General features: G+C 71.5%; 16 protein-coding genes. 11 read left to right on the top strand and 5 right to left on the bottom strand.

Translation table 11 applies throughout. The features are described 5' to 3' along the window. Positions 1-23: 23 nt before the first annotated feature. Complete coding sequence (locus tag GGQ54_RS01855; protein WP_218843611.1) at positions 24-1,046, top strand: queuosine salvage family protein; 1,023 nt, start codon at positions 24-26, stop codon at positions 1,044-1,046. Positions 1,047-1,051: 5 nt separating this feature from the next. On the opposite strand, the gene GGQ54_RS01850 is transcribed toward GGQ54_RS01855, so the two are convergent. From GGQ54_RS01850 to GGQ54_RS01835, 4 genes are all read right to left on the bottom strand, one after another. Then, on the bottom strand, positions 1,052-2,536 hold the full coding sequence (locus GGQ54_RS01850; RefSeq protein ID WP_425487414.1) for a DEAD/DEAH box helicase: 1,485 nt from the start codon (positions 2,534-2,536) through the stop codon (positions 1,052-1,054). 341 nt (positions 2,537-2,877) lie between these two features. Continuing rightward, positions 2,878-4,095 (bottom strand): MFS transporter, encoded by a 1,218-nt coding sequence (locus GGQ54_RS01845; protein WP_218843610.1) that lies wholly within the window; start codon positions 4,093-4,095, stop codon positions 2,878-2,880. Positions 4,096-4,144: 49 nt separating this feature from the next. Next, the gene (locus tag GGQ54_RS01840) at positions 4,145-5,311 is read right to left on the bottom strand and encodes a thiolase C-terminal domain-containing protein (protein WP_179443839.1); all 1,167 of its coding nucleotides are present in this window, start codon (positions 5,309-5,311) and stop codon (positions 4,145-4,147) included. Next, positions 5,308-5,724 (bottom strand): Zn-ribbon domain-containing OB-fold protein, encoded by a 417-nt coding sequence (locus tag GGQ54_RS01835; RefSeq protein ID WP_179443838.1) that lies wholly within the window; start codon positions 5,722-5,724, stop codon positions 5,308-5,310. Before GGQ54_RS01835 ends, GGQ54_RS01840 begins: the two co-directional genes overlap by 4 nt. A 163-nt stretch (positions 5,725-5,887) precedes the next feature. Here GGQ54_RS01835 and GGQ54_RS01830 point away from each other — a divergent pair, with 163 nt between their 5' ends. The 6 genes from GGQ54_RS01830 to GGQ54_RS01805 all read left to right on the top strand — a co-directional run bounded on the left by GGQ54_RS01830 (position 5,888) and on the right by GGQ54_RS01805 (position 13,471). Continuing rightward, positions 5,888-6,535: a TetR/AcrR family transcriptional regulator gene (locus tag GGQ54_RS01830; protein WP_179443837.1), complete on the top strand. Its 648-nt coding sequence runs from the start codon at positions 5,888-5,890 to the stop codon at positions 6,533-6,535. A gap of 437 nt (positions 6,536-6,972) precedes the next feature. Further along, positions 6,973-8,142 (top strand): acyl-CoA dehydrogenase family protein, encoded by a 1,170-nt coding sequence (locus GGQ54_RS01825; RefSeq protein WP_179443836.1) that lies wholly within the window; start codon positions 6,973-6,975, stop codon positions 8,140-8,142. Positions 8,143-8,148: 6 nt separating this feature from the next. After that, positions 8,149-10,290, top strand: a complete 2,142-nt coding sequence (locus GGQ54_RS01820; protein WP_179443835.1) for an acetate--CoA ligase family protein — start codon at positions 8,149-8,151, stop codon at positions 10,288-10,290. A gap of 57 nt (positions 10,291-10,347) precedes the next feature. Beyond that, on the top strand, positions 10,348-11,472 hold the full coding sequence (locus GGQ54_RS01815) for a beta/alpha barrel domain-containing protein (protein ID WP_179443834.1): 1,125 nt from the start codon (positions 10,348-10,350) through the stop codon (positions 11,470-11,472). Beyond that, positions 11,469-12,686: a CaiB/BaiF CoA transferase family protein gene (locus GGQ54_RS01810; protein WP_179443833.1), complete on the top strand. Its 1,218-nt coding sequence runs from the start codon at positions 11,469-11,471 to the stop codon at positions 12,684-12,686. Before GGQ54_RS01815 ends, GGQ54_RS01810 begins: the two co-directional genes overlap by 4 nt. Further along, the gene (locus tag GGQ54_RS01805; RefSeq protein WP_179443832.1) at positions 12,683-13,471 is read left to right on the top strand and encodes an enoyl-CoA hydratase/isomerase family protein; all 789 of its coding nucleotides are present in this window, start codon (positions 12,683-12,685) and stop codon (positions 13,469-13,471) included. Before GGQ54_RS01810 ends, GGQ54_RS01805 begins: the two co-directional genes overlap by 4 nt. An 8-nt stretch (positions 13,472-13,479) precedes the next feature. On the opposite strand, the gene GGQ54_RS01800 is transcribed toward GGQ54_RS01805, so the two are convergent. Beyond that, positions 13,480-14,253 carry an IclR family transcriptional regulator gene (locus GGQ54_RS01800; protein WP_179443831.1) on the bottom strand — a complete coding sequence of 258 codons (774 nt, stop codon included), beginning with the start codon at positions 14,251-14,253 and terminating at the stop codon, positions 13,480-13,482. A 90-nt stretch (positions 14,254-14,343) separates the two neighbouring features. On the opposite strand from GGQ54_RS01800, the gene GGQ54_RS17530 reads away from it, so the two are divergent. From GGQ54_RS17530 to GGQ54_RS01780, 4 genes are all read left to right on the top strand, one after another. Beyond that, a complete protein-coding gene (locus GGQ54_RS17530; RefSeq protein WP_179443830.1) occupies positions 14,344-15,504 on the top strand; it encodes an acyl-CoA dehydrogenase family protein in 1,161 nt (386 codons plus the stop codon). A gap of 233 nt (positions 15,505-15,737) precedes the next feature. Then, positions 15,738-16,505 (top strand): HpcH/HpaI aldolase family protein, encoded by a 768-nt coding sequence (locus GGQ54_RS01790; RefSeq protein ID WP_179443829.1) that lies wholly within the window; start codon positions 15,738-15,740, stop codon positions 16,503-16,505. Next, entirely contained in the window at positions 16,502-17,905 is a 1,404-nt protein-coding gene (locus GGQ54_RS01785) for an MmgE/PrpD family protein (RefSeq protein WP_179443828.1), read from the top strand. The genes GGQ54_RS01790 and GGQ54_RS01785 overlap by 4 nt, the downstream gene beginning before the upstream one ends. Continuing rightward, positions 17,902-19,239: an MFS transporter gene (locus tag GGQ54_RS01780; RefSeq protein ID WP_179443827.1), complete on the top strand. Its 1,338-nt coding sequence runs from the start codon at positions 17,902-17,904 to the stop codon at positions 19,237-19,239. The genes GGQ54_RS01785 and GGQ54_RS01780 overlap by 4 nt, the downstream gene beginning before the upstream one ends. The last annotated feature ends 57 nt before the right edge of the window (positions 19,240-19,296 follow it).

The raw sequence follows: 19,296 nt of genomic DNA, 5'->3' as shown, positions 1-19,296 counted from the left end.
GCGCGGTTGGTTAGGGTGCCCGGGTGTCGATCGATGCCGCGCCGCCCGGTGCCGACCCGCTCGCCCGGGTGCGCGCCGACTGCGCCGCCGTCGCCGCAGGCGCCCGGCATGTGCGGATCGTCGACGACGCGCTCGGCGAGTACGCCGCGGCGCTGCCGATCGCGGAGGGGGCCCGCCCGGCCTTCGACGCCGACCACCACTATCGCGGCAGAGAGCCCGACACCGTGCTGGCCGTGCTCTGCCTCGACGCGATCAACTTCGGATCGGGATGGTTCCCGCGGCTGACCAAACGTCCCGGAATGTCGGGCTACTTCACGGTCGCGTCGTCGCTGAAGGACTGGTTCGGCGCGGGTACGCCGGATGCGGCCGAACTCGCCGCCCTCACCCCCGACCGGGTCGCGGAGATCGTCGGCCAATCCGACAACGCCGACATGGCCGAGCTGATGTCATTCTTCGCCCGCGCCCTGAACGAGCTGGGCACCGAGCTGACAGCCAACTGGGCCGGCGACGGCAGAGCCCTGGTCGCCGCGGCCGGCCGCAGCGCCGCGCGCCTGGTCGGCCTGCTGGCGGCGATGCCGATGTTTCGTGATGTCGCGACCTGGCGCGGCCCGGACGGACGCGAGCGCCCGGTCCATCTGTGGAAGCGCGCCCAGCTCACCGCCGTCGACCTGTCTCTCGCGCTCGACGGCGTACCGGGACGCGACGGCGCGCCGAGCGACCTGGGCCGCTTCGACGACCTGGACCGGCTGACGATCTTCGCCGACAACCTCGTGCCGCACGTGCTGCGCACCGATGGACTGCTCGCCTACGACGACGAGCTGGCCGCCGCGATCGACGCCGGCGCCGACATCCCCGCGGGCAGCGCCCCCGAGGTCGAGCTGCGCGCCTGCGCGGTGCACGCGGTCGAGCTGCTCGCCGCCGAACTGAATCGCGGACCCGGCCGCCGGGTCAGCGCCGCCGATCTGGACTACCTGTTGTGGAACCGCGGGCAGGAACCGGCCTACCGTTCCCGCCCGCGGCACCGCACCCGGACGACCCGCTACTGAGCGGGTCAGTTGGTGCTGCTGGTGGCGGGCGATTCCGCCGGACGGTCGCCGCCGGCACCCCGACCGCGGCCTCGGCCACCGCGGCGCCGCCGCCGTCGCCGCTGGCCCTCGCCGGCCTCGTCGGTCGCCCGGTCGGTGGTCGCCGCGTCGACAGGTGCGGCCCCGTCGCGATTCGTCTGGTCGCGATTCGTCTCGTCGCGACCTGGCCCGTCGTGGTGCGTCTCGTCGCGGTTCGTCCCGTCCTGATTGGTCCCGTCGCGACCGGAGACGGGCTCGCCGTTGCGGGTACGCCGACGGTTCCGGGAGCGGCGCGGACGCTCCTCGCGCGGCCGCTCGCGGCCCTCGTCGCGCCGCTCGCGCGGCTTCTCCGGCACCAGACGACCCTTGGTCCCGGACGGGATGCCGAGATCGTGGAACAGGTGCTCCGACGTGGAGTAGGTTTCCTGCGGCTGCTCGAACGGCAACCCGAGAGTCTTGTTGATCATCTTCCAGCGAGCCAGGTCGGCCCAGTCGACGAAGGTGATCGCGACGCCCGACTTGCCGGCGCGGCCGGTCCGGCCGATCCGGTGCACATAGGTCTTGTCGTCGTCGGGGCACTCGTAGTTGATCACGTGGGTGACGCCGCCGACATCGATGCCGCGCGCCGCGACATCCGTCGCCACGAGAACATCCACCCCACCCTCACGGAACCGCTTCAGCGCCTTCTCCCGCGACACCTGGGTCAGGTCACCGTGGATCGGTGCGGCCGCGAAGCCCCGCTCGGCAAGATCATCGGCGACGCGCTGTGCGGAGCGCTTGGTGCGGCAGAAGATGATCGCGCGGTCGCGGCCCTCGGCCTGCAGGATGCGCGCCACCACCTCCGGCTTGTCCAGATCATGGGCCTGGTAGACGAACTGTGCGGTTGCCGGGACGGTCTGGTTCTCGCCGGCGTGCTCGGCCCGGATGTTCACGGGGTGGCGCAGGTGCCGGCGGGCCAGCGTGACGATCTGGCTCGGCATCGTCGCGGAGAACAGCAGGGTCTGGCGCAGCTCGGGCGTCTTGGCCAGCAGCTTCTCGACATCGGGCAGGAAGCCGAGATCGAGCATCTCGTCGGCCTCGTCCAGCACCGCGACCTTGACGTGGGACAGGTCGAGCGCGCGCCGGTTGGCCAGGTCGAGCAGTCGGCCCGGCGTACCGACCACCACGTCGACGCCGGCCGCGAGCGCGTCCAACTGCGGCTCGTAGCCGACGCCGCCGTAGACGGTCAGGATCCGCGCCGCGCGGACCTTGGCCGCGGTCTGCAGATCCTTGGCGACCTGGCTCGCCAGCTCGCGCGTCGGGCAGATCACCAGCGCCTGCGGCTTGCCCGCCGGGTGCACGGAGTCGGCATCGCGATCGCCCGGGACCACGATCCGCTGCAGCAAGGTGACGCCGAACGCGAGCGTCTTGCCGGTGCCGGTGCGCGCCTGCCCGATCATGTCGGTGCCGGTGATCGCGATCGGGATCGCCATGTGCTGGATGGGGAAGGGATGGCTGATCCCCACCTCGTCGAGCGCCGCGACGATGTCCGGGTGCACGCCCAGATCGGCGAAGGTCTCGCTCGGCGGGACCCGGTCGGTGGTGCCGGACTCCGCGGGTGCGTCCGCGCCGTCGGCGATGTGCGCGGGCACGCCCGCGTCCTCGGTGATTTCGGTATTCAGGATTCTTGCCCTCGTGCTCGCAGATCGCACGCCGGCGATCCCTCGGTACGGCTCCGGCACGACGCGGATCGGGACTTCCCGGTCAGCCGCCTCCCGACGGCACGCGGTGCCCGGAGCGTGCGGTCGTTCCGACCGCCACCGGGCAGTCTAGCTCATGGCCGATGCCCGCCTGCGCGGCCGATCCCGGCCGGTACGCGCCCGAGGACGAACGCGACCAGGCACAGCGCCCCGACGTAGCCGACCACGGCGGGCCAGCCCCCCGCGGCGAAGACGACGCCCCCGAGCGCGCCGATCACCGACGACCCCGCGTAGTAGCCGCACAGGTACAACCCGCTCGCCGTGCCCCGGTCGCGGTCGGCCAGCGCACCGACCCAGCCGCTGGCCACCGCGTGCGCGGCGAAGAAGCCGGCCGTGAACAGCGCGGTGCCGGCCAGCACGGCGGGCAGCCACGGCGCCAGGGTGATCGCCAGACCGAGCAGCGTCGCGCCCACCGTGACCGCCAGCACCCGCGAGCGGCCGCGGCGGTCGGCCAGCCGCCCCGCCCAGGTCGCCGACACGGTGCCGGCGAGGTAGAGCAGGAAAATCAGCGCGACCGCGCCGGGCGGCAGCGAGAAGGGCGGCGCGAGCAACCGGTAGCCGAGATAGTTGTAGACCGTCACGAAGCCGCCCATCAGCACGAAGGCGAGCGCGTACAGCGCCAGCAGCGCGGGCGTGCGTAGGTGACGGACGACGCCGGCCGCGATCCGCCGCGGCGTCGCGGGGGCGGGGGAGAAGTGCGCCGAACGCGGCGAGAGCGCCGCGAACAGCGCGGCCGCGACACCCGCCAGCACCGCGGCGGCGAGCAGCGCGACCCGCCAGTCGGCGAGGTCGAGGGTCAGCCCGGGCGTCAGCCGGCCGATCAGGCCGCCGATGGTGGTGCCGCCGATGTAGCGGCCCATCGCCGCGCCGAGCGCCGATGGGTCGACCTCCTCGGCGAGGTAGGCCATTGCCACCGCCGGTACGCCGGCCAGCGCGACGCCCTGCAGGGCGCGGCCCGCCAGCAGCACCGGCCAGCTCGCCGCGAGCGGGAGGGCGAGCCCGATGGCGGCGGAGCCGATCGCGGAGATGATCATCACCCGCCGCCGACCGAACCGGTCGGACAGCGCGCTGATCGGCAGCACGAAGATCGCCAGCGCGCCCGTTGTCACCGACACCGAGAGTGCGGCGGACGCCGGGCCGACGGCGAACACGGCCGACAGCTCCGGGAGCAGGGCCTGGGTGGAGTAGAGACCGATGAAGGTGGCCAGCCCGGCCGCGAAGAGCGCGACGGTGATCTGGCGGTAGCCGCGATCGCCGTGCCGGTAACGGGCGGGGCGATCGGCGGGGCTCACCCGCCCCATCGTGCACCGGCCGGCGCACGACGGGGCGGGCAGGGGGTGATCAGCCGCGTGCGGCCGAACCGGACAGCGCGTCCTCGGTGCCGAGGATCAGCGTCGCCGATGCCATGAACATGCCGCCGTTGCCGAGCAGCGCCGAGACGTTCGCGCCCTCGACCTGCGCCGGCGCCTCGCCGCGCAACTGGCGTACCGACTCCTGGATCAGGAACATGCCGTACATGCCGGTATGGGTGTAGGACAGGCCGCCGCCGTTGGTGTTCAGCGGCAGCTTGCCGCCCGGAGCGGTGTTGCCGTCGGCGATGAACGCGCCGGCCTCGCCGCGCCCGACGAAGCCCATGTCCTCAAGGCCGTAGAGCGGCACGTGGGCGAATGCGTCGTAGATCATCAGGTGATCGACATCGTCGGTGGTCAGACCCGCCGACTCGAATGCCGCGGCGCTCGACTGGCGGAATCCGCGCGAGGACGTGAGGTCCTCCATCTGGGAGACCATCGGCGCGTCGCAGGCCTCGCCGCTGCCCAGCAGGTAGACCGGCTTGTGCTTGTCCGACAGGTCCTTGGCCCGCTCGGCCGAGGTGATGATCAAGGCGCCGCCGCCGTCGGTGACCAGGCAGCACTCCAGCAGGTGGAAGGGGTCCGCGATCATCTTCGACGCGTACACGTCCTCGACCGTGATCGGATCGCGGAACATCGCGCGCGGGTTGAGCGCCGCCCACTGCCGCTGGATGACGGGCACCGTGGCCATCTGATCGCGCGTGGTGCCGGTGTCGGCGAGGAAGCGTCGCGCCGGAACGGTGAAGGTGGTCGGCGGTCCGAAGGTGCCGTACGGCGCCTCGAACTGGCCCGGCATCGAGAACGGGTCGACCTGCCAGGCGGCATTGCCGACCCGGGAGCGGCCCGACTCGCCGTGGGTGATCAACACGGTGTCGCAGTAGCCGGCGGCGATGGCCGAGGCCGCGTGCCGGACGTGGAACAGGAAGGACGTTCCGCCCACGTTGGTGGTGTCCAGCCAGCGCGGGTTGATGCCGAGCGCGTTGGCGACGGTGAGCGGGCCCGGCAGGGCGACGCTCGCGACGCCGTCGATGTCGTTGATGGTCAGCCCGGCGTCGGCGAGCGCGTTGTGTGCGGCCTCGAGGTGCAGGCCGAGGGTGGACTGATCGGGATTCTTGCCCAGGCGCTCGGTCTCCGCGGCGCCGATGATCGCGACGGTCATGCGGCCGCCTCCTTCGGGGCGAAGACGGGCACGAACAGGTCGTCCCCGCGGTCCTGGAACTGCACGTGCAGTTCCATGTCGAGCTCCAGCGCGTCCGGCTCGATGTCGACGATGTTGGTCATCATCTGCGGTCCCTCGGCCAGACGCACGATGGCGATCGCGTACGGGGCGTCGTAGCCCGGGGCGAGGCGGTGGTTCACGTTGTAGGACAGCAATGTCGCGTCGCCGGAGGCGTCGAACCACTCGACCTCGGTGCTCGAGCAGTTCGGGCAATAGGGCCGCGGGTAGAAGTAGGCCTTCTCGCACGCGGTGCAGCGCTGGATGCGAAGGACGCCGCGGCGGGCCCCCTCCCAGTACTCAGCGGTTTCGGGGGTGGGTACGGGCCTGGCCCGCTCGGACAGGGCTGCCGCCATGACGTCTCCTGAATCTGGGTCCACTTTGACGAAGACTGCTCTGGAAATACGGACGAGGACTGTTCTAGAATACGTTCTAGTCGGCGTCAAGTGCATCGATCCACTCGGGTCTGAGCGCCCGGGTGCCATGATCGGCAGCGCAGCCGGGGAGAGGCGGGATCGGATGGGTTCGAAGTCGTCGGAATCGATCACCGAGACGGCGCGCCCGGATCGGCGCCGGCGGGGCGATGACGCCAGGAAGCGCCGCGACGACACCAAGTCGCGCATTCTCGACGCGGCGCTGGAGGTGTTTCTCGAACGCGGCTACGCCGATGCGTCGGTGGCGGAGATCGTCGAGCGATCCGCGGCCAGCGTGGGCAGCGTCTACCACCACTTCGGCGGCAAGGGCGAGCTGTACGTCGCGCTGTGGCAGGACTATCAGCGTGCCTATCTCGACGCGGCCCAGGCCGCCGTGCGCGCGGCGAAGGAGTCCGGGGAAGCGGATCCGGCCGACCTGCTCGTGGCGGGCACCCGCGCCTACCTGGAGCGGGCCTGGGCCCAACGCGAGCTGGCGGCCCTTTTCCTCGGCCTCGACGCGCCCGCCGAGCTTGCGCGGCTGCAACGCCAGATTGCCAACGAGTGGATCCGCCAGAACGCCCGGTTGTTGCGCTCGACGGGCCCGGAGGGGAGGCTGCAGGTCGCGATCCTGACCGGCATGATCGGCGACGCCACCCACGCGGTCGTGCATGCGCGCGACCGGCGCGAGTGTCGACGCCTGATCGCGCGCAGCCTGCACTACGTGCGCCTGCTCGCGACCGATCGGGGCGAGTGAGGTGCGCGATATCACCGGGTGGATCGTCGGGCTTGACATCGCTCCGCCGGCTGGACCAGATTTGCCAACCTAGAACGGGTTCTAGAACCGACTTGGTTCACCATTGAGTCGGCGGCGGCAGCCGAGCCGGACGACGGCACGGTGGCCCGGATCCGTCGAGACACAGTTGTCGTGCTGGCCGAATCAAAGGAGATGCAGTGCCGCAAACCCGGTGCCGGGCCGCGATCCGCGGCGCCCGGGTCGCGTGCACCCCCGCTCCCTTCGGTCGACCGGCCACCGGCGCCGAGGCGGCGCCCCACTCGAGCGATCGCGCCCCGATGGACGGCGAGCGCGTCGTTCCCCCGATCGGTCGGACCCGCCGCGTGCCGGCGAGCCGATCACTGCAAGTCGCCGGCGGCTCGCGGGCCTGAGCAGAAACCAGAAAGAGGACAACGATCATGGACTTCACTCTCTCCGAGGAACAGCGCGACATCCGGGACACGATCCGCAAGTTCGTCGCCAAGGAGATCATCCCGCTGGAGCAGCAGGTGCTGCTGAACGAGCGGGAGAATCGCCCCGGCCTGGAGCCCGGGCAGCTCAAGGATCTGCGCGAGCGCGCGCGCAAGTCGGGATTCTGGGGCATCAACACGCCGGCCGAGTACGGCGGCGCCGAGCTCGGCGCCGTGATGGCGGCCGTGATCTCGATGGAGGTCTCGCGCAGCTTCGTGCCGTTCTCGTTCGGCGGCGACGCCGACAACATCCTCTACCACGGCAACGAGGAACAGAAGCGGGAGTACCTGATCCCGACCATCGAGGGTGAGCGCCGCAGTTGCTTCGCGATCACCGAGCCGGGCGCCGGGTCGGACGCCCGCGCGATCCGTACCCGCGCGGTGAAGGATGGTTCGGACTGGGTGATCACGGGCGAGAAGACGTTCATCACCAACGGCAGCGAGGCCGACTTCGTGATGGTGTTCGCCGTCACCGATCCCGAGAAGGGCGCCAACGGCGGCGTGACCTGCTTCCTGGTCGATCGGGAGATGGGCTGGGAGTCCCGGCCGATCCCGACGATGGGTGAGTGGGGTCCCGCGGCGCTGAGCTTCGAGGGCGTCCGGGTGCCGGAGCGCAACGTGCTCGGCGAGGTCGGACACGGCTTCGATCTCGCCATGCAGTGGATCGGCAAGGGCCGCTGGATGATCCCCGCCCGCTGCGTCGGGGCGGCCGAGCGGCTGCTCGAGATGGCCATCGAGTACTCCAAGCAGCGCGAGTCGATGGGCCACCCGATCGCCGACTACCAGGCCATCCAGTGGCAGATCGCCGACTCCCACGTGGAGACCGAGGCGGCCAAGTACCTCACCCTGCTCGCCGCCTGGCAGCAGGAGCAGGGTCTCGACCCGCGCCACCACAGCTCGGTGGCCAAGCTGTACGGATCGGTGATCAGCAACCAGGTCGTGGACCGCGTGCTGCAGATCCACGGCGGCATGGGCTACACCAAGGAACTGCCGATCGAGCGGTGGTACCGCGAGCTGCGCCTGATGCGCATCTTCGAGGGCACCGACGAGATCCAGCGCCGCACCATCGCCCGCAACCTGCTGCGCGGGCACGTGCAAATCGGACAGATCGGGGCCTGAGCTCAGATGACCGTCGAGGAAATCACCGAGGTGCCGGCCGAGTTCACCGCGCGCCTGAACGAGCTCTTCCGGCCGCGTGGCATCGCCATGATCGGCGCCACCGACAAGTCGCGGTGGTCGGTCAACGTGTTGCAGAACCTGGAGCGCTACGAGTTCGCCGGTCCCATCCACCTGGTCAACCCGCGCGGAGGGCAGGTGCACGGGCGGCAGGCGTACAGCTCGATCGCCGAGCTGCCGGACGGCGTCGACATGGCGTTCGTGATGGTGCCGACGCGCGCCGTCCTGGACACCATGACGGCGCTCGCCGATCGCGGCATCCGGACCGCGGTCGTGCTCACCGCCGGCTTCGGCGAGCTGGGCGAGGAGGGCGCCGCGCTGGAGCGCCAGCTCGCGGACCTGTGCCGCGAGCGCGGGCTGGTGATCGTCGGCCCGAACGGCAACGGCTTCATCCACGCCGCCGCCGGGGTGGTGCCGTTCGGCATGCCGATCAGCCCGCCCCTGCTTCGTGGGTCGGTCGGCTTCGTCCTGCAGAGCGGGGCCCTGGCCAGCTACGTGCTGCACTTCGCCCAGGCGCGCCGGGTCGGCATCAGCCTGCTGGTCGCGATGGGCAACGAGACGGTGCTCGGGCTGACCGATGTCGTCCGTTACCTGATCGCCGACCCGGACACCAAGGTGATCTGCCTGTTCCTGGAGTCGATCCGCGAGCCCGAGGAGTTCCGGCAGGCCTGCGCCGAGGCGCGGGCCGCGGGCAAGCCGATCGTCGCGGTCAAGGTCGGACGCAGCTCGGTCGGTGCCAGCGTCGCGCGTGCCCACACGGGCTCGCTGGTCGGCGACGAGCGGGTCACCGACGCCGCGCTGAAGCAGCTCGGCGTGATCCGGGTGCCCAGCCTGGAGGATCTGGTGATCACGGCGGACCTGCTGACCCGGCTGCGCGACAGCACGGCCGGCCGGCGCGTCGGTGTGGTCACCGGGTCGGGCGGGGCGTGCGAGCTGCTGGCCGATGTCGCCGAGGACGTGGGCATCGACCTGGTGGAGTTCACCCCGGAGACGGTGGCGGAGCTGCAGTCGTTCCTGCCCGAGTTCGCCACCGTGCACAACCCGATCGACGTGACCGGCTACGTGCTGGTGGACCCGACGCTGATGGCGCACTCGCTGGAGGTGGTCAGCCGCGACGCCAACGTCGACCTGGCCCTGATGATCACCGATGCGGTACGCGAGTCCAGCCCGGCCGACGATCTGATCGAGGAGTCGATGCGGCGCAATGCCGCCATCGTGCGCGCCTCGGACAAGCCGGTCGAGCTGATGAGCACGACGCTGCTCGACATCACCCCGTTCACCCGCGAGATGGCCGAGCGGGCCGACTACCCGCCGACCGTCGGCGGCATCGAGCACGGCATTCGCGCCCTCGGCCGGGCGATCGACTGGCTGGAGTGGGTCAGGTCCGACGAGGCCGCGACGGCCCCCGCCGCGCCCCCCGCGGTGCCCGTGCCCGACGGCGTCGCCGGGCAGACCTGGACCGAGCATGCCGCGTCGGCGTACCTGGCCGAGCACGGCGTGCCGATGGTGCCCAGCCGGCTGGTCGGCGGCGCCGACGAGGCGCTGGCCGCGGCGCAGGAGCTGGGCTTCCCGGTGGTGCTCAAGCTGGCGGCCGACGACATCGCGCACAAGAGCGACATCGGCGGCGTCCGGCTGAACATCACCGACGAAGCGACGCTGCGCGAGGCCTACGCCGGCGTGGAGCAGGCCGGCCGGACGGCGGGCGTCGACCCGGTGACCGTGCTCGTCCAGCCGCAGCGCTCGGGCCTGGAGCTGATCGTCGGCATCGCCACCGACCCCACCTGGGGCAAGGTGTTGGCCGTCGGTCTCGGCGGCATCTGGGTGGAGATCATGAAGGACAGCGCGCTGCGCGTGCTGCCCGCCACCCGCGAGCAGATCCGCGCGGCGTTCGAGGAGTTGCGGGCCGCCCCGCTGCTGCACGGCGCGCGTGGCGCCGCCGCGGTCGATCTCGATGCGCTGGTCGAGGCCGTGTACCGGCTCGGCGAGCTGGCGGTCGGCCTCGGGCCCGCTGTCGACTCGATCGAGCTGAACCCCCTGCTGGCCACCCCCGAGGGCGTCGAGGCCGTCGACGCGCTGATCACGTGGGCGTGAGCGATCGGGGACCGCAAGCGATTCGAGCAAGATCGGAACAGAGAGGACGCTGACCCGATGTCATACCCGAAGGTGACGATCGTCGAGGAGGGCATGCGCGAGGGCATGCAGATCGAGAGCGAGACGATCGGGGTCGAGGCCAAGATCGAATTGCTGGACGCCTTGTCCCGGACCGGCCTGAGCAGGATCGTGATGGGCTCCTTCGTCAGCCCCAAGTGGACGCCGCAGATGGCGCAGATCGACGAGGTGGCGAAGCGGTTCACCCGCGTACCCGGCGTGCAGTACACCGCGCTCGCGCTCAACGAGAAGGGGCGCGAGCGCGCCGCCGAGCACGACCTGGCGACCCGCGTCGGCCTGCCGCGCTCGCTCGTCCACGTCTGCGACGTGTTCGTCCGGCGCAACGCGAACCGCTCCCAGCAGGACGAGATCGACGCCATTCCCGCCACCGTCCGGCGCGCGGTCGACGCCGGCGCCACCGAGGCGATGATCGCGGTCAACGCCGCGTGGGGCTCGAACTGGCTCGGCGAGTTCAGCGACGAGCAGCGGATGGAGCTGCTGCAGCGCCAGCACGACGCGTGGACCGAGGCGGGGATCGCCGTCACCGGCATCTCGTTCGGCGACCCGATGGGCTGGAACGTGCCGCACAAGGTGGCGGGCCAGCTCCGGGCGGCGCTGGAGCGGTGGCCGGAGATCCGGACCGTGCACCTGCACCTGCACGATGCCCGCGGCACGGCGCTGACCTCGGCGTACGCGGCGCTGGAGGTGCTGGACGATCGGCACGAGCTGATTCTGGACACCGCGATCGGTGGCATGGGCGGTTGCCCGTACTGCGGCCACGGCCGGATGACCCGGATGATCCCGACCGAGGACGCCGTCGACATGCTGCACGAGATGGGCATCGAGACCGGCGTCGACCTGGACAAGCTGATCGAGGCGGCGGCGCTGGCCGAGGAGGTCGTCGGTCACGAGCTGTGGGGACACGTCTCCAAGGCGGGGCCGCGGCCGCGCGGGGAGCGGCTGTATGCGATGGACATGCCCTTCATCGAGACCGCCGAGCAGGCCCAGCACTTCCGCAAGGGCCCGCAGGTGTACGCCGGTGCGCGATCCCCGTGGCGCGAGCCGATCACCTCCCCGGCCCGCGACGCCGTCGAACGTTCACTGCAGGAAGGAACCACCCGATGACCCAGGCCAGCACGCCGCCGGCCCCCGACGCCGCGGAGCAGGTGCCGGGCAGCCTGTCCGGCATCCGCGTCCTAGACCTGACCGGCAATGTCGCCGGGCCGTTCGCCACACAGGTGCTCGGCGACCTCGGCGCCGACGTGATCAAGGTCGAGCGGCCCGGGTCGGGCGACGACACCCGCGGCTGGGGTCCGCCCTTCTGGGGCGGCGAGGAGGGGCTGACCTTCGCCTCGCTGAACCGCAACAAGCGCAGCATCACCGTCGACCTGAAGTCGCCCGAGGGCGTCGAGCTGCTGCGCGAGCTGATCGGCACGGCCGACGTCGTCGTGCAGAACCTGCGTCCGGGCGCGCTGGACCGGATCGGCCTGGACTGGCCGACCATCCGCGAGCTCAACCCGCGTGTCGTCTACTGCGCGATGACCGGCTTCGGCCCGGAGGGGCCGCGCGCGACCGATCCCGCCTACGACCCGCTGATGCAGGCCTTCAGCGGGCTGATGAGCGTGACCGGTGAGGACGGCCGACCCCCGGTGCGGATCCCGGTCTCCATCCTGGACAAGGGCACCGGCATGTGGGCCGTGATCGGGATCCTGGACGCGCTGCGCACCCGCGACGCGACCGGCCGCGGCGCCCGGGTCGACGTCAGCCTGCTGGACACCGCGCTGACCTGGGAGGCCACCCAACTGATGACCTACCTCAGCGAGGGCAAGCTGCCGCCGCGGCTCGGCTCGGGCTCGCCCGGCGTCGCGCCGTACGGGGCCTTCGCCGCCACCGACGGCGACGTGGTGATCGCGGCCGGCAACCAGCGGCTGTGGGAGGCGCTGTGCTCCGCGCTGGACACCCCGCAGTGGCTCGAACTGGCCGAGTACGCCGACAATGCCGCCCGGTTCGCCAACCGGGCCGCGCTGAACGAACTGCTCGCGGCGGAGGTCGCCAGGTACAGCGTCTCGGAGCTGTTGGCGCGACTGACAGCGGCGGGCGTACCCGTCAACCCGATCAACACGGTCGATCTGGTGGTCGACGACCCGCAGGTGGCCGCGCTCGGCTCGATCGAGCGGATCGATCACCCGCGGCTCGGCGACTACGCACTGATCCGTACGCCGATCAGTGTCGACGGGCGCCGCTCGCCGACGCGGCTGTTGCCGCCGCAGCTCGGGGAGCACGACGACGAGGTGCGCCGCGAGGTGCGCGCCGGTGCCGAGGAGGGAGCGCGCCGATGAACGAGCAGGACAACGTTCTGTACGAGGTGGCCGACCGGGTCGCCACGATCACGATCAATCGCCCGGACCGGCGCAACGCGTTCGATCCGCCCACCCGGCGCGAGCTGATCGCGCGCTTCGCCGAGGCCGCGGCCGACCCCGACGTGTGGTGCCTGGTGCTGACCGGGTCCGGGACCAAGGCGTTCTCCGCCGGCGGCGACCTGCGCAGCTTCGACGACGCCGCCAAGGCGGGCCGGCGCTACCAGGAGACCCCGATGGAGGGGGCCGAGCGCAACCTGTTCGAGACGCTGCTGGAGGTCTACAAGCCGACCATCGCGGCGCTCAACGGGCCCGCGGTCGCCGGCGGTTGCGAGCTCGCGCTCGCCTGCGACATCCGGATCGCCGCCAAGCACACCGTGCTCGGGCTGCCCGAGTCCAAGCGGGGGATGGGCGCCAACTTCGGCAGCGTCATCCTGCCCCGGCTGGTGCCGCGGGCGATCGCCTTCGATCTGCTCTACACCGGCCGCTACATCGACGCCGAGGAGGCGGCCCGATGGGGGCTGGTGAACCGCGTGGTGGAGTCCGACGAGCTGGCGGAGACGGTACGCGCCTACGCCGCCGAGCTGGTCGGCAACGCCCCGCTCACGCTGCGCCGCTACAAGGAGATGATGGTGAAGGGCTGGGGGCAGCCGGTGCCCTCGGCGCTGCGCCTGAACGTGGGCCCGAATCCGTACCTCAGCGAGGATCGCCGGGAGGGCGCGGCGGCCTTCCTGGAGAAGCGCCCGCCGGTCTGGCAGGGGCGCTGAGCCGGGCGTCAGTTGGTGGCGCCGGGGCCGGCCTCGCGCTGGGCGCCGAGCAGGTGGGAGATGGTCGAGGCCGCCCGCGCCACCATCGGCGCGGCCTCGCGCATCTGGCGCGGCGTCGGGAAGCCGGTCGCCGAGATCGAGCCGAGGACCTGGCCGTCGGAGCCGAACAGGGGCGCGGCGACACACAAGATGCCCTTGCCGGACTCGGCGAGGTCGTAGGCCACCCCCTCGGCGACCACTCGACGCAGCGTGCGCTCCAGCATCGCGGGCGTCGGGTGCGCCCGGTCGGGCTGCCAGGTGGCGGCGATGATGTCGTGGCGCAACTGCGGCGCGGTGTGGGCGAGGATGGCCTTGCCCAGCCCCGTGCGCAGCGCCGGCCGCCGGTCGCCCGCCGGGGTGCGCACCCTCGCCCGGGGCGCGGTCAGGCGTTCCAGGTAGACGACCTCGGTGCCCGACAGGACCGCGAGGCTGATCGTCCGGTCGGTCGCCGCGCGCAGCAGCTCCATCGTGGGGCGGGCAACCGGCACCAGCGCCTGCTGGCGCCAGGCCCGCTGGCCGAGCTCGAACAGTCCGAGCCCGAGGCGGTAGTCGGCGTCCACGCGCTCCAGCAGGCCGAGCTCGACCAGCTCCGCGCAGATCCGCGAAGCGGTCGGCTTGGGCAGGTCGGCGCGCGCCGCGATGGTGCGCAGCGGGAGCACCGGGTCAGCCGAGGTGAAGCTGCGCAGCACCGCAACGGACCGCGAGGCCAGAGATCTTTGGTCGTTTCGTCTGTCGGAACGCATCAGTGCGATTCTCGCGAGCGGTTTTCGTAAAGTCAAGGGGTAGCCGACAACGGGTGCAATGGCGCCCAAGCAGACCACGAAGGAGTGGGAGTGGATTTCCAGCTCAGCGAACACCAGGTCGCAATTCGGGATGCCGTAGCCAAGTTGTGCTCGCGGTTCGGCGAGGACTACTGGCAGCGCGAGGACCAGGGTCATGAGTACCCCCAGGAGTTCGTCGATGCGCTGCAGGAGGGCGGCTGGCTCTCGCTGCTGATCCCCGAGGAGTACGGCGGCGGTGGCGGCACGATTTCCGATGCCGCGGTAGTGCTGGAGACCATCAACCGCAGCGCCGGGACGGGCAGCTCCGCGCACGCCCAGATGTACACGATGGGCACCATCCTGCGACACGGCAGCGAGGAGCAGAAGCAGCGCTACCTGCCGAAGATCGCCTCGGGAGAGCTTCGCCTGCAGGCATTCGGGGTCACCGAGGCCGATGCGGGGTCGGAGACAACCAAGATCAGGACGCGCGCGGTGCGCGACGGTGATCACTACGTCGTCAACGGCGGCAAGATGTTCACCTCCCGCTTCCAGCACTCCGACCTGATGTTGTTGCTGGTTCGCACCACGCCCTACGACGAGGTCGAGAAGCCGACGCGCGGGCTGAGCACCCTGCTGGTCGACCTGCGCGAGGCGCGCGACCAGATCGAGGTGCACCCGATCGAGACGATGCACAACCACGAGACGAACCAGCTTTTCTTCAACGACCTGAAGGTGCCGGTCGAAAATCTCATCGGCGAGGAAGGGCGCGGCTTCAATTACATTCTTTCGGGAATGAACGCCGAGCGCATTCTCACCTGCTCGGGCGTTTTGGGGGCCGGTTTCTGGTTCATCGATCGGGCATCGGCGTACGCGAGCGAGCGTGTGGTCTTCGGTAGGCCGATCGGCCAGAACCAGGGCGTGCAGTTCCCGCTCGCCCAGGCCTACGCCCGGCTCGAGGCTGCCAGCCTGATGCGTTGGCACGCGGCCTCGCTGTTCGAGAGCGGCGAGCAGCCGGGCGCGCAGGCCAACATGGCCAAGCTGCTCGCCTCGCAGGCGACCTGGGAGGCGGCGAATGCGGCGATGGACACCTTCGGCGGCTACGGCATGACCAGGGAGTTCGGCATCGAGCGCAAGTTCCGCTCCTCGCGGCTGTCGCTCGTCGCGCCGGTGAGCAACAACATGGCGCTCGCCTTCATCGGGCACAACGTGCTCGGCATGCCGAAGTCGTACTGACCGCCCGTCCGCCCGCGACCGACCGGCCGCCACCGATGCCGGCACCCCCGATCCCCGAATGCGGGCGTCGCGACGCCCGCATTCGGTCAAGACCGTCGGCCGTGATCCGGCCGATCCCTTCACGACGAAGTGAGAGCCCCCATGAATCCGACAGTGCCGAATCCCGCCCCGCCGAAACCGGAGCGCGCGCTCGCGGCGGCGGTGCCGCGCCGGCTCACGGACGGAGCGTCGGCATGAACTGCGTCGACATGCGGGCGCGGCTGCGGGCCGCCGAGCGGCTCGTGGGTGTCTTCGTCAACCTGCCCGCGCCGGGCCTGGTCGAGCTGCTGGCCTCCGCGGGCGTCGACTTCGTCGTGATCGACTGCGAACACGGGCTGTTGAATCCCGAGTCGGTCGAGGGCCTGATCCGGGCCGCCGGTGCCAGCGGCATCGGCGCGATGATCCGGGTCCCGGCCGGCGAGCCCGCCGCCATCCAGCGCTATGTCGATGCCGGCGCGAGCGGCGTCCAGGTGCCGATGATCGAGACCGCCGAGCAGGCCGCGGCCGTCGTCGCGGCGGCGCGCTACGCTCCGGAGGGCCGGCGCGGCGTCGCGGCCACCCGCAGCAACGGCTTCGCCGCGCCCAGCGCCGAGCGGCTGCAGACCGCCAACGAGACCACGGCGATCGTGTTGCAGATCGAGACCGGCGAGGGCGTCGCGGCCGCCGCCGAGATCGCCGCCGTCCCCGGGGTCGACTCGCTGTTCATCGGCCCGACCGACCTGGCGCACGCGCTCGGCCGCGGCGGCCAGCTCGATCACCCCGACGTCGACCAGGCCATCCGGACCGTCCGCAAGGCGGTCGGCGACCTGCCGCTCGGCATCCTCGTCGGCTCGGGCGAGGACGCCGCCAAGCGCGCGGGCGAGGGGATGAGCTACCTCGTCGGCACCAGCGGGGGGTTGATCCGCGCCGCGGTACGCGGGCTGGTCGACACCGCCCGCTCCACGTCCGGGGCGCAGTCGTGAGCGCCGAGGGCCTGACCGGCGACCTCGCCGCGTTCGTGGCCGACGCCGAGCCCGGCGCGGTCGACGCCGAGACCCGCGCCGCCGCCCGGCGCGCGATCCTGGACACCGTTGGCGTCATCCTGGCCGCCCGCGGCGACTCCACGATGACGACCCTGGCCCGGGCGCGCGCCGGTTACGAGCGGGTGCTGGCCGGCGACGCCCCGGCGCCGCTGACGGTCTCGGAATTCGCGCTCGGCGCCGGCACGGCCGCGCACGCGCTGGACTTCGACGACGTCACCGACACGCTGAAGGGTCACCCGAGTGTCGCGCTCGTGCCGGCGCTGCTCGCTGCGGCGCAGGGCCGGGCCGTCAGCGGGGCCGAGCTGCTCGAGGCGTACGCGCTGGGCTACCAGGTGGCGGTCGCCGTCGCGGACGGCCTCGACGTCAAGGGCCACTACAAGCAGGGCTGGCACACCACGATCAGCATCGGCATCTTCGGCGCTGCCGCGGCCGCCGCCCGGCTGCTCAAGCTGGACAGCGCGGCCACCGCCCGCGCGTTCGGGATCGCCGCCACCGCCGCGTCCGGCAGCCGGCAGAACTTCGGCACCATGACCAAGCCGCTGCACGCCGGTCTGGCCGCGATGCTCGGACTACGGGCGGCACACCTCGCCGGCGCCGGCTTCACCGCCGACCCCGGCGAGCTGGAGGCGCCGCTGGGCTACTACGCCCGGCTCGGCCAGGACCTCGACGCCGACGCGGTGCGCGCCACCCTGACCGAGCGCTGGTCGCTGCGCCAGCGGGGGCTCAACGTCAAGCGCTACCCGTCCTGCTACAACACCCACCGCAGCGCGGACAACATCCTCGACCTGCGCGCCGACGGGCTACGGGCCGCCGATGTCGAGTCGGTGCACATCGCGATCGAGCCGCGCGGGCTCGGCCCGCTGATCCATCACCGCCCGACGACCGGGCTGCAGGGCAAGTTCTCGATGGAGTACGTGGTGGCGGCCGCGCTGCACGACGGCGAGCTGACGCTCGCCACCTTCACCGACGACCGGGTTCAGCGCCCCGAGGTCCGGGCGCTGCTGCCGCTGGTCCGCGCCGAGGAGGTGGCGACGCCGCCGGTGGGCGAGCCGACCTTCCGGCACGCGTACTCGGTGCTCACCGTGCGCCGCACCGACGGGACCGAACACGTCGTGCGCACCGACGAACCCAAGGGCGGCGCGCGCCGCCCGCTGACCGATGAGGAACTGCACGAGAAGTTCGCCGGCTGCCTGAGCTATGCCGGCTACTCGGGGGACGAGATCGCCGCGGTCGCAGGCCGGATCGACGGTCTCGACGAGACGGCCGACATCGCGGGCACGGGTCTCGCGCAAGCCGTGGCCGAAGTCCTGGACGCACGTTCGAAGGAGAACGCTGGATGAGTGTGAAATCGCAGGATCGCAACGGGCCGGGCCCGTCGGTGCTGGAGGAGTCCGGCCTGGAGGCGACCGGCAACCGCGTACCCACCCGGGGCTGGGTGGTGCTGGGCGTGCTGATCATCTTCATGCTGATCAACTACGCCGACCGCACGGTCCTGGCCTTGGCCGGTTCCTACATCATCGACGACCTCGGCCTGACCTCGACCCAGTTCGGGTTCCTCGGCAGCGCGTTCTACTTCCTGTTCGCGGTGAGCGCCGTGCTGGTCGGCATCATGGGCAGTCGGCTGCCGCTGAAGTGGCTGATCCTCGGGCTCGCGATCTTGTGGGGCATCACCCAGATGCCGGTCTTCGCGCTCGGCACCTGGGGCTCGCTGGCCTTCAGCCGGATCAGCCTGGGTGCCACCGAGGGGCCGGCCAGCGGGCTGTCGAACACGGTCAGCTACACGTGGTTCCCCGACAGCAAGCGCGGCCTGCCCAGCGCCGCGCTGAACGCCGGCACGGCGGCCTCCAAGATCATCGCCGGTCCGCTGATCGCGTTGGTGATCATCACCTGGAACTGGCGCGCGGCGTTCCTCACGGTGGCGCTGATCTCGTTCGCCTGGGCGCTGCTGTGGCTGTTCGTCGGCAAGCTCGGCCCCGTCGGGCTGGCCGAGGAGGCGCAGCCGATGACCATGCGCGAGCGCTGGATGCCGGTGCTGCGCGCGATGCGTACCCGCACCTTCATCGGCCTGCTGATCGTCACCGTGCCGCTCTACGGACTGGTCGCCGTGATGACCACCTGGTTCCCCCTCTACATGGAGAAGGGCCTCGGGATGGACGAGGTGACCGCGGGCATCCTGATCGCCGCCCCGGCGATCGGCGCGGTGCTCGGCGCGCTGTCCTTCGGTGCGCTGTCCGACGCGATGGCCCGCCGCGGAGCCTCCCCGCGACAGGCGCGCGGCCTGCTGTGCAGCGGTCTCGTGGCGCTGTGCGGAGGCACCCTCGTGGTGTTCTCCCTGGTCTCGCTGCAGGGCTACCTGGCGGTCGCGGTGCTGTCGCTGATCTACGGCATCGGGATGGGCGGTCTGCCGCTCGCCCTGCCGTCGGTGGGCGCCCTGGTCGATCGTCGGCTGCGCTCGACGATCCTCGGCACGTTCCTCGGCGTCCAGTCGATCTCGGGCGTCGCCGCCCCGCTCTTCGTCGGGATCATCCAGGACCAGTTCGCCGAGCCGCTGCCCGGCTTCCTGACCTCGTTCATGGTCCTCGGCGGTCTGACGTTGATCGGCGGCCTGATCGGTGCGGTGATGGTGGACCCGGCGCGCGACAGCGTGCAGCCGGTCGCCGCGAACAACGGCTGAGGCAGGACCGGCGGCGGCGTCCGGGGCCGCTAGGGTGAGCGGCGTTCGGATCTCGAC

It is taken from the genome of Naumannella cuiyingiana, assembly GCF_013408305.1.
Taxonomy (GTDB): domain Bacteria; phylum Actinomycetota; class Actinomycetes; order Propionibacteriales; family Propionibacteriaceae; genus Naumannella; species Naumannella cuiyingiana.
Note: the sequence above shows the minus strand (reverse complement) of the source record. Positions and strands in the feature narration are given on the sequence as shown.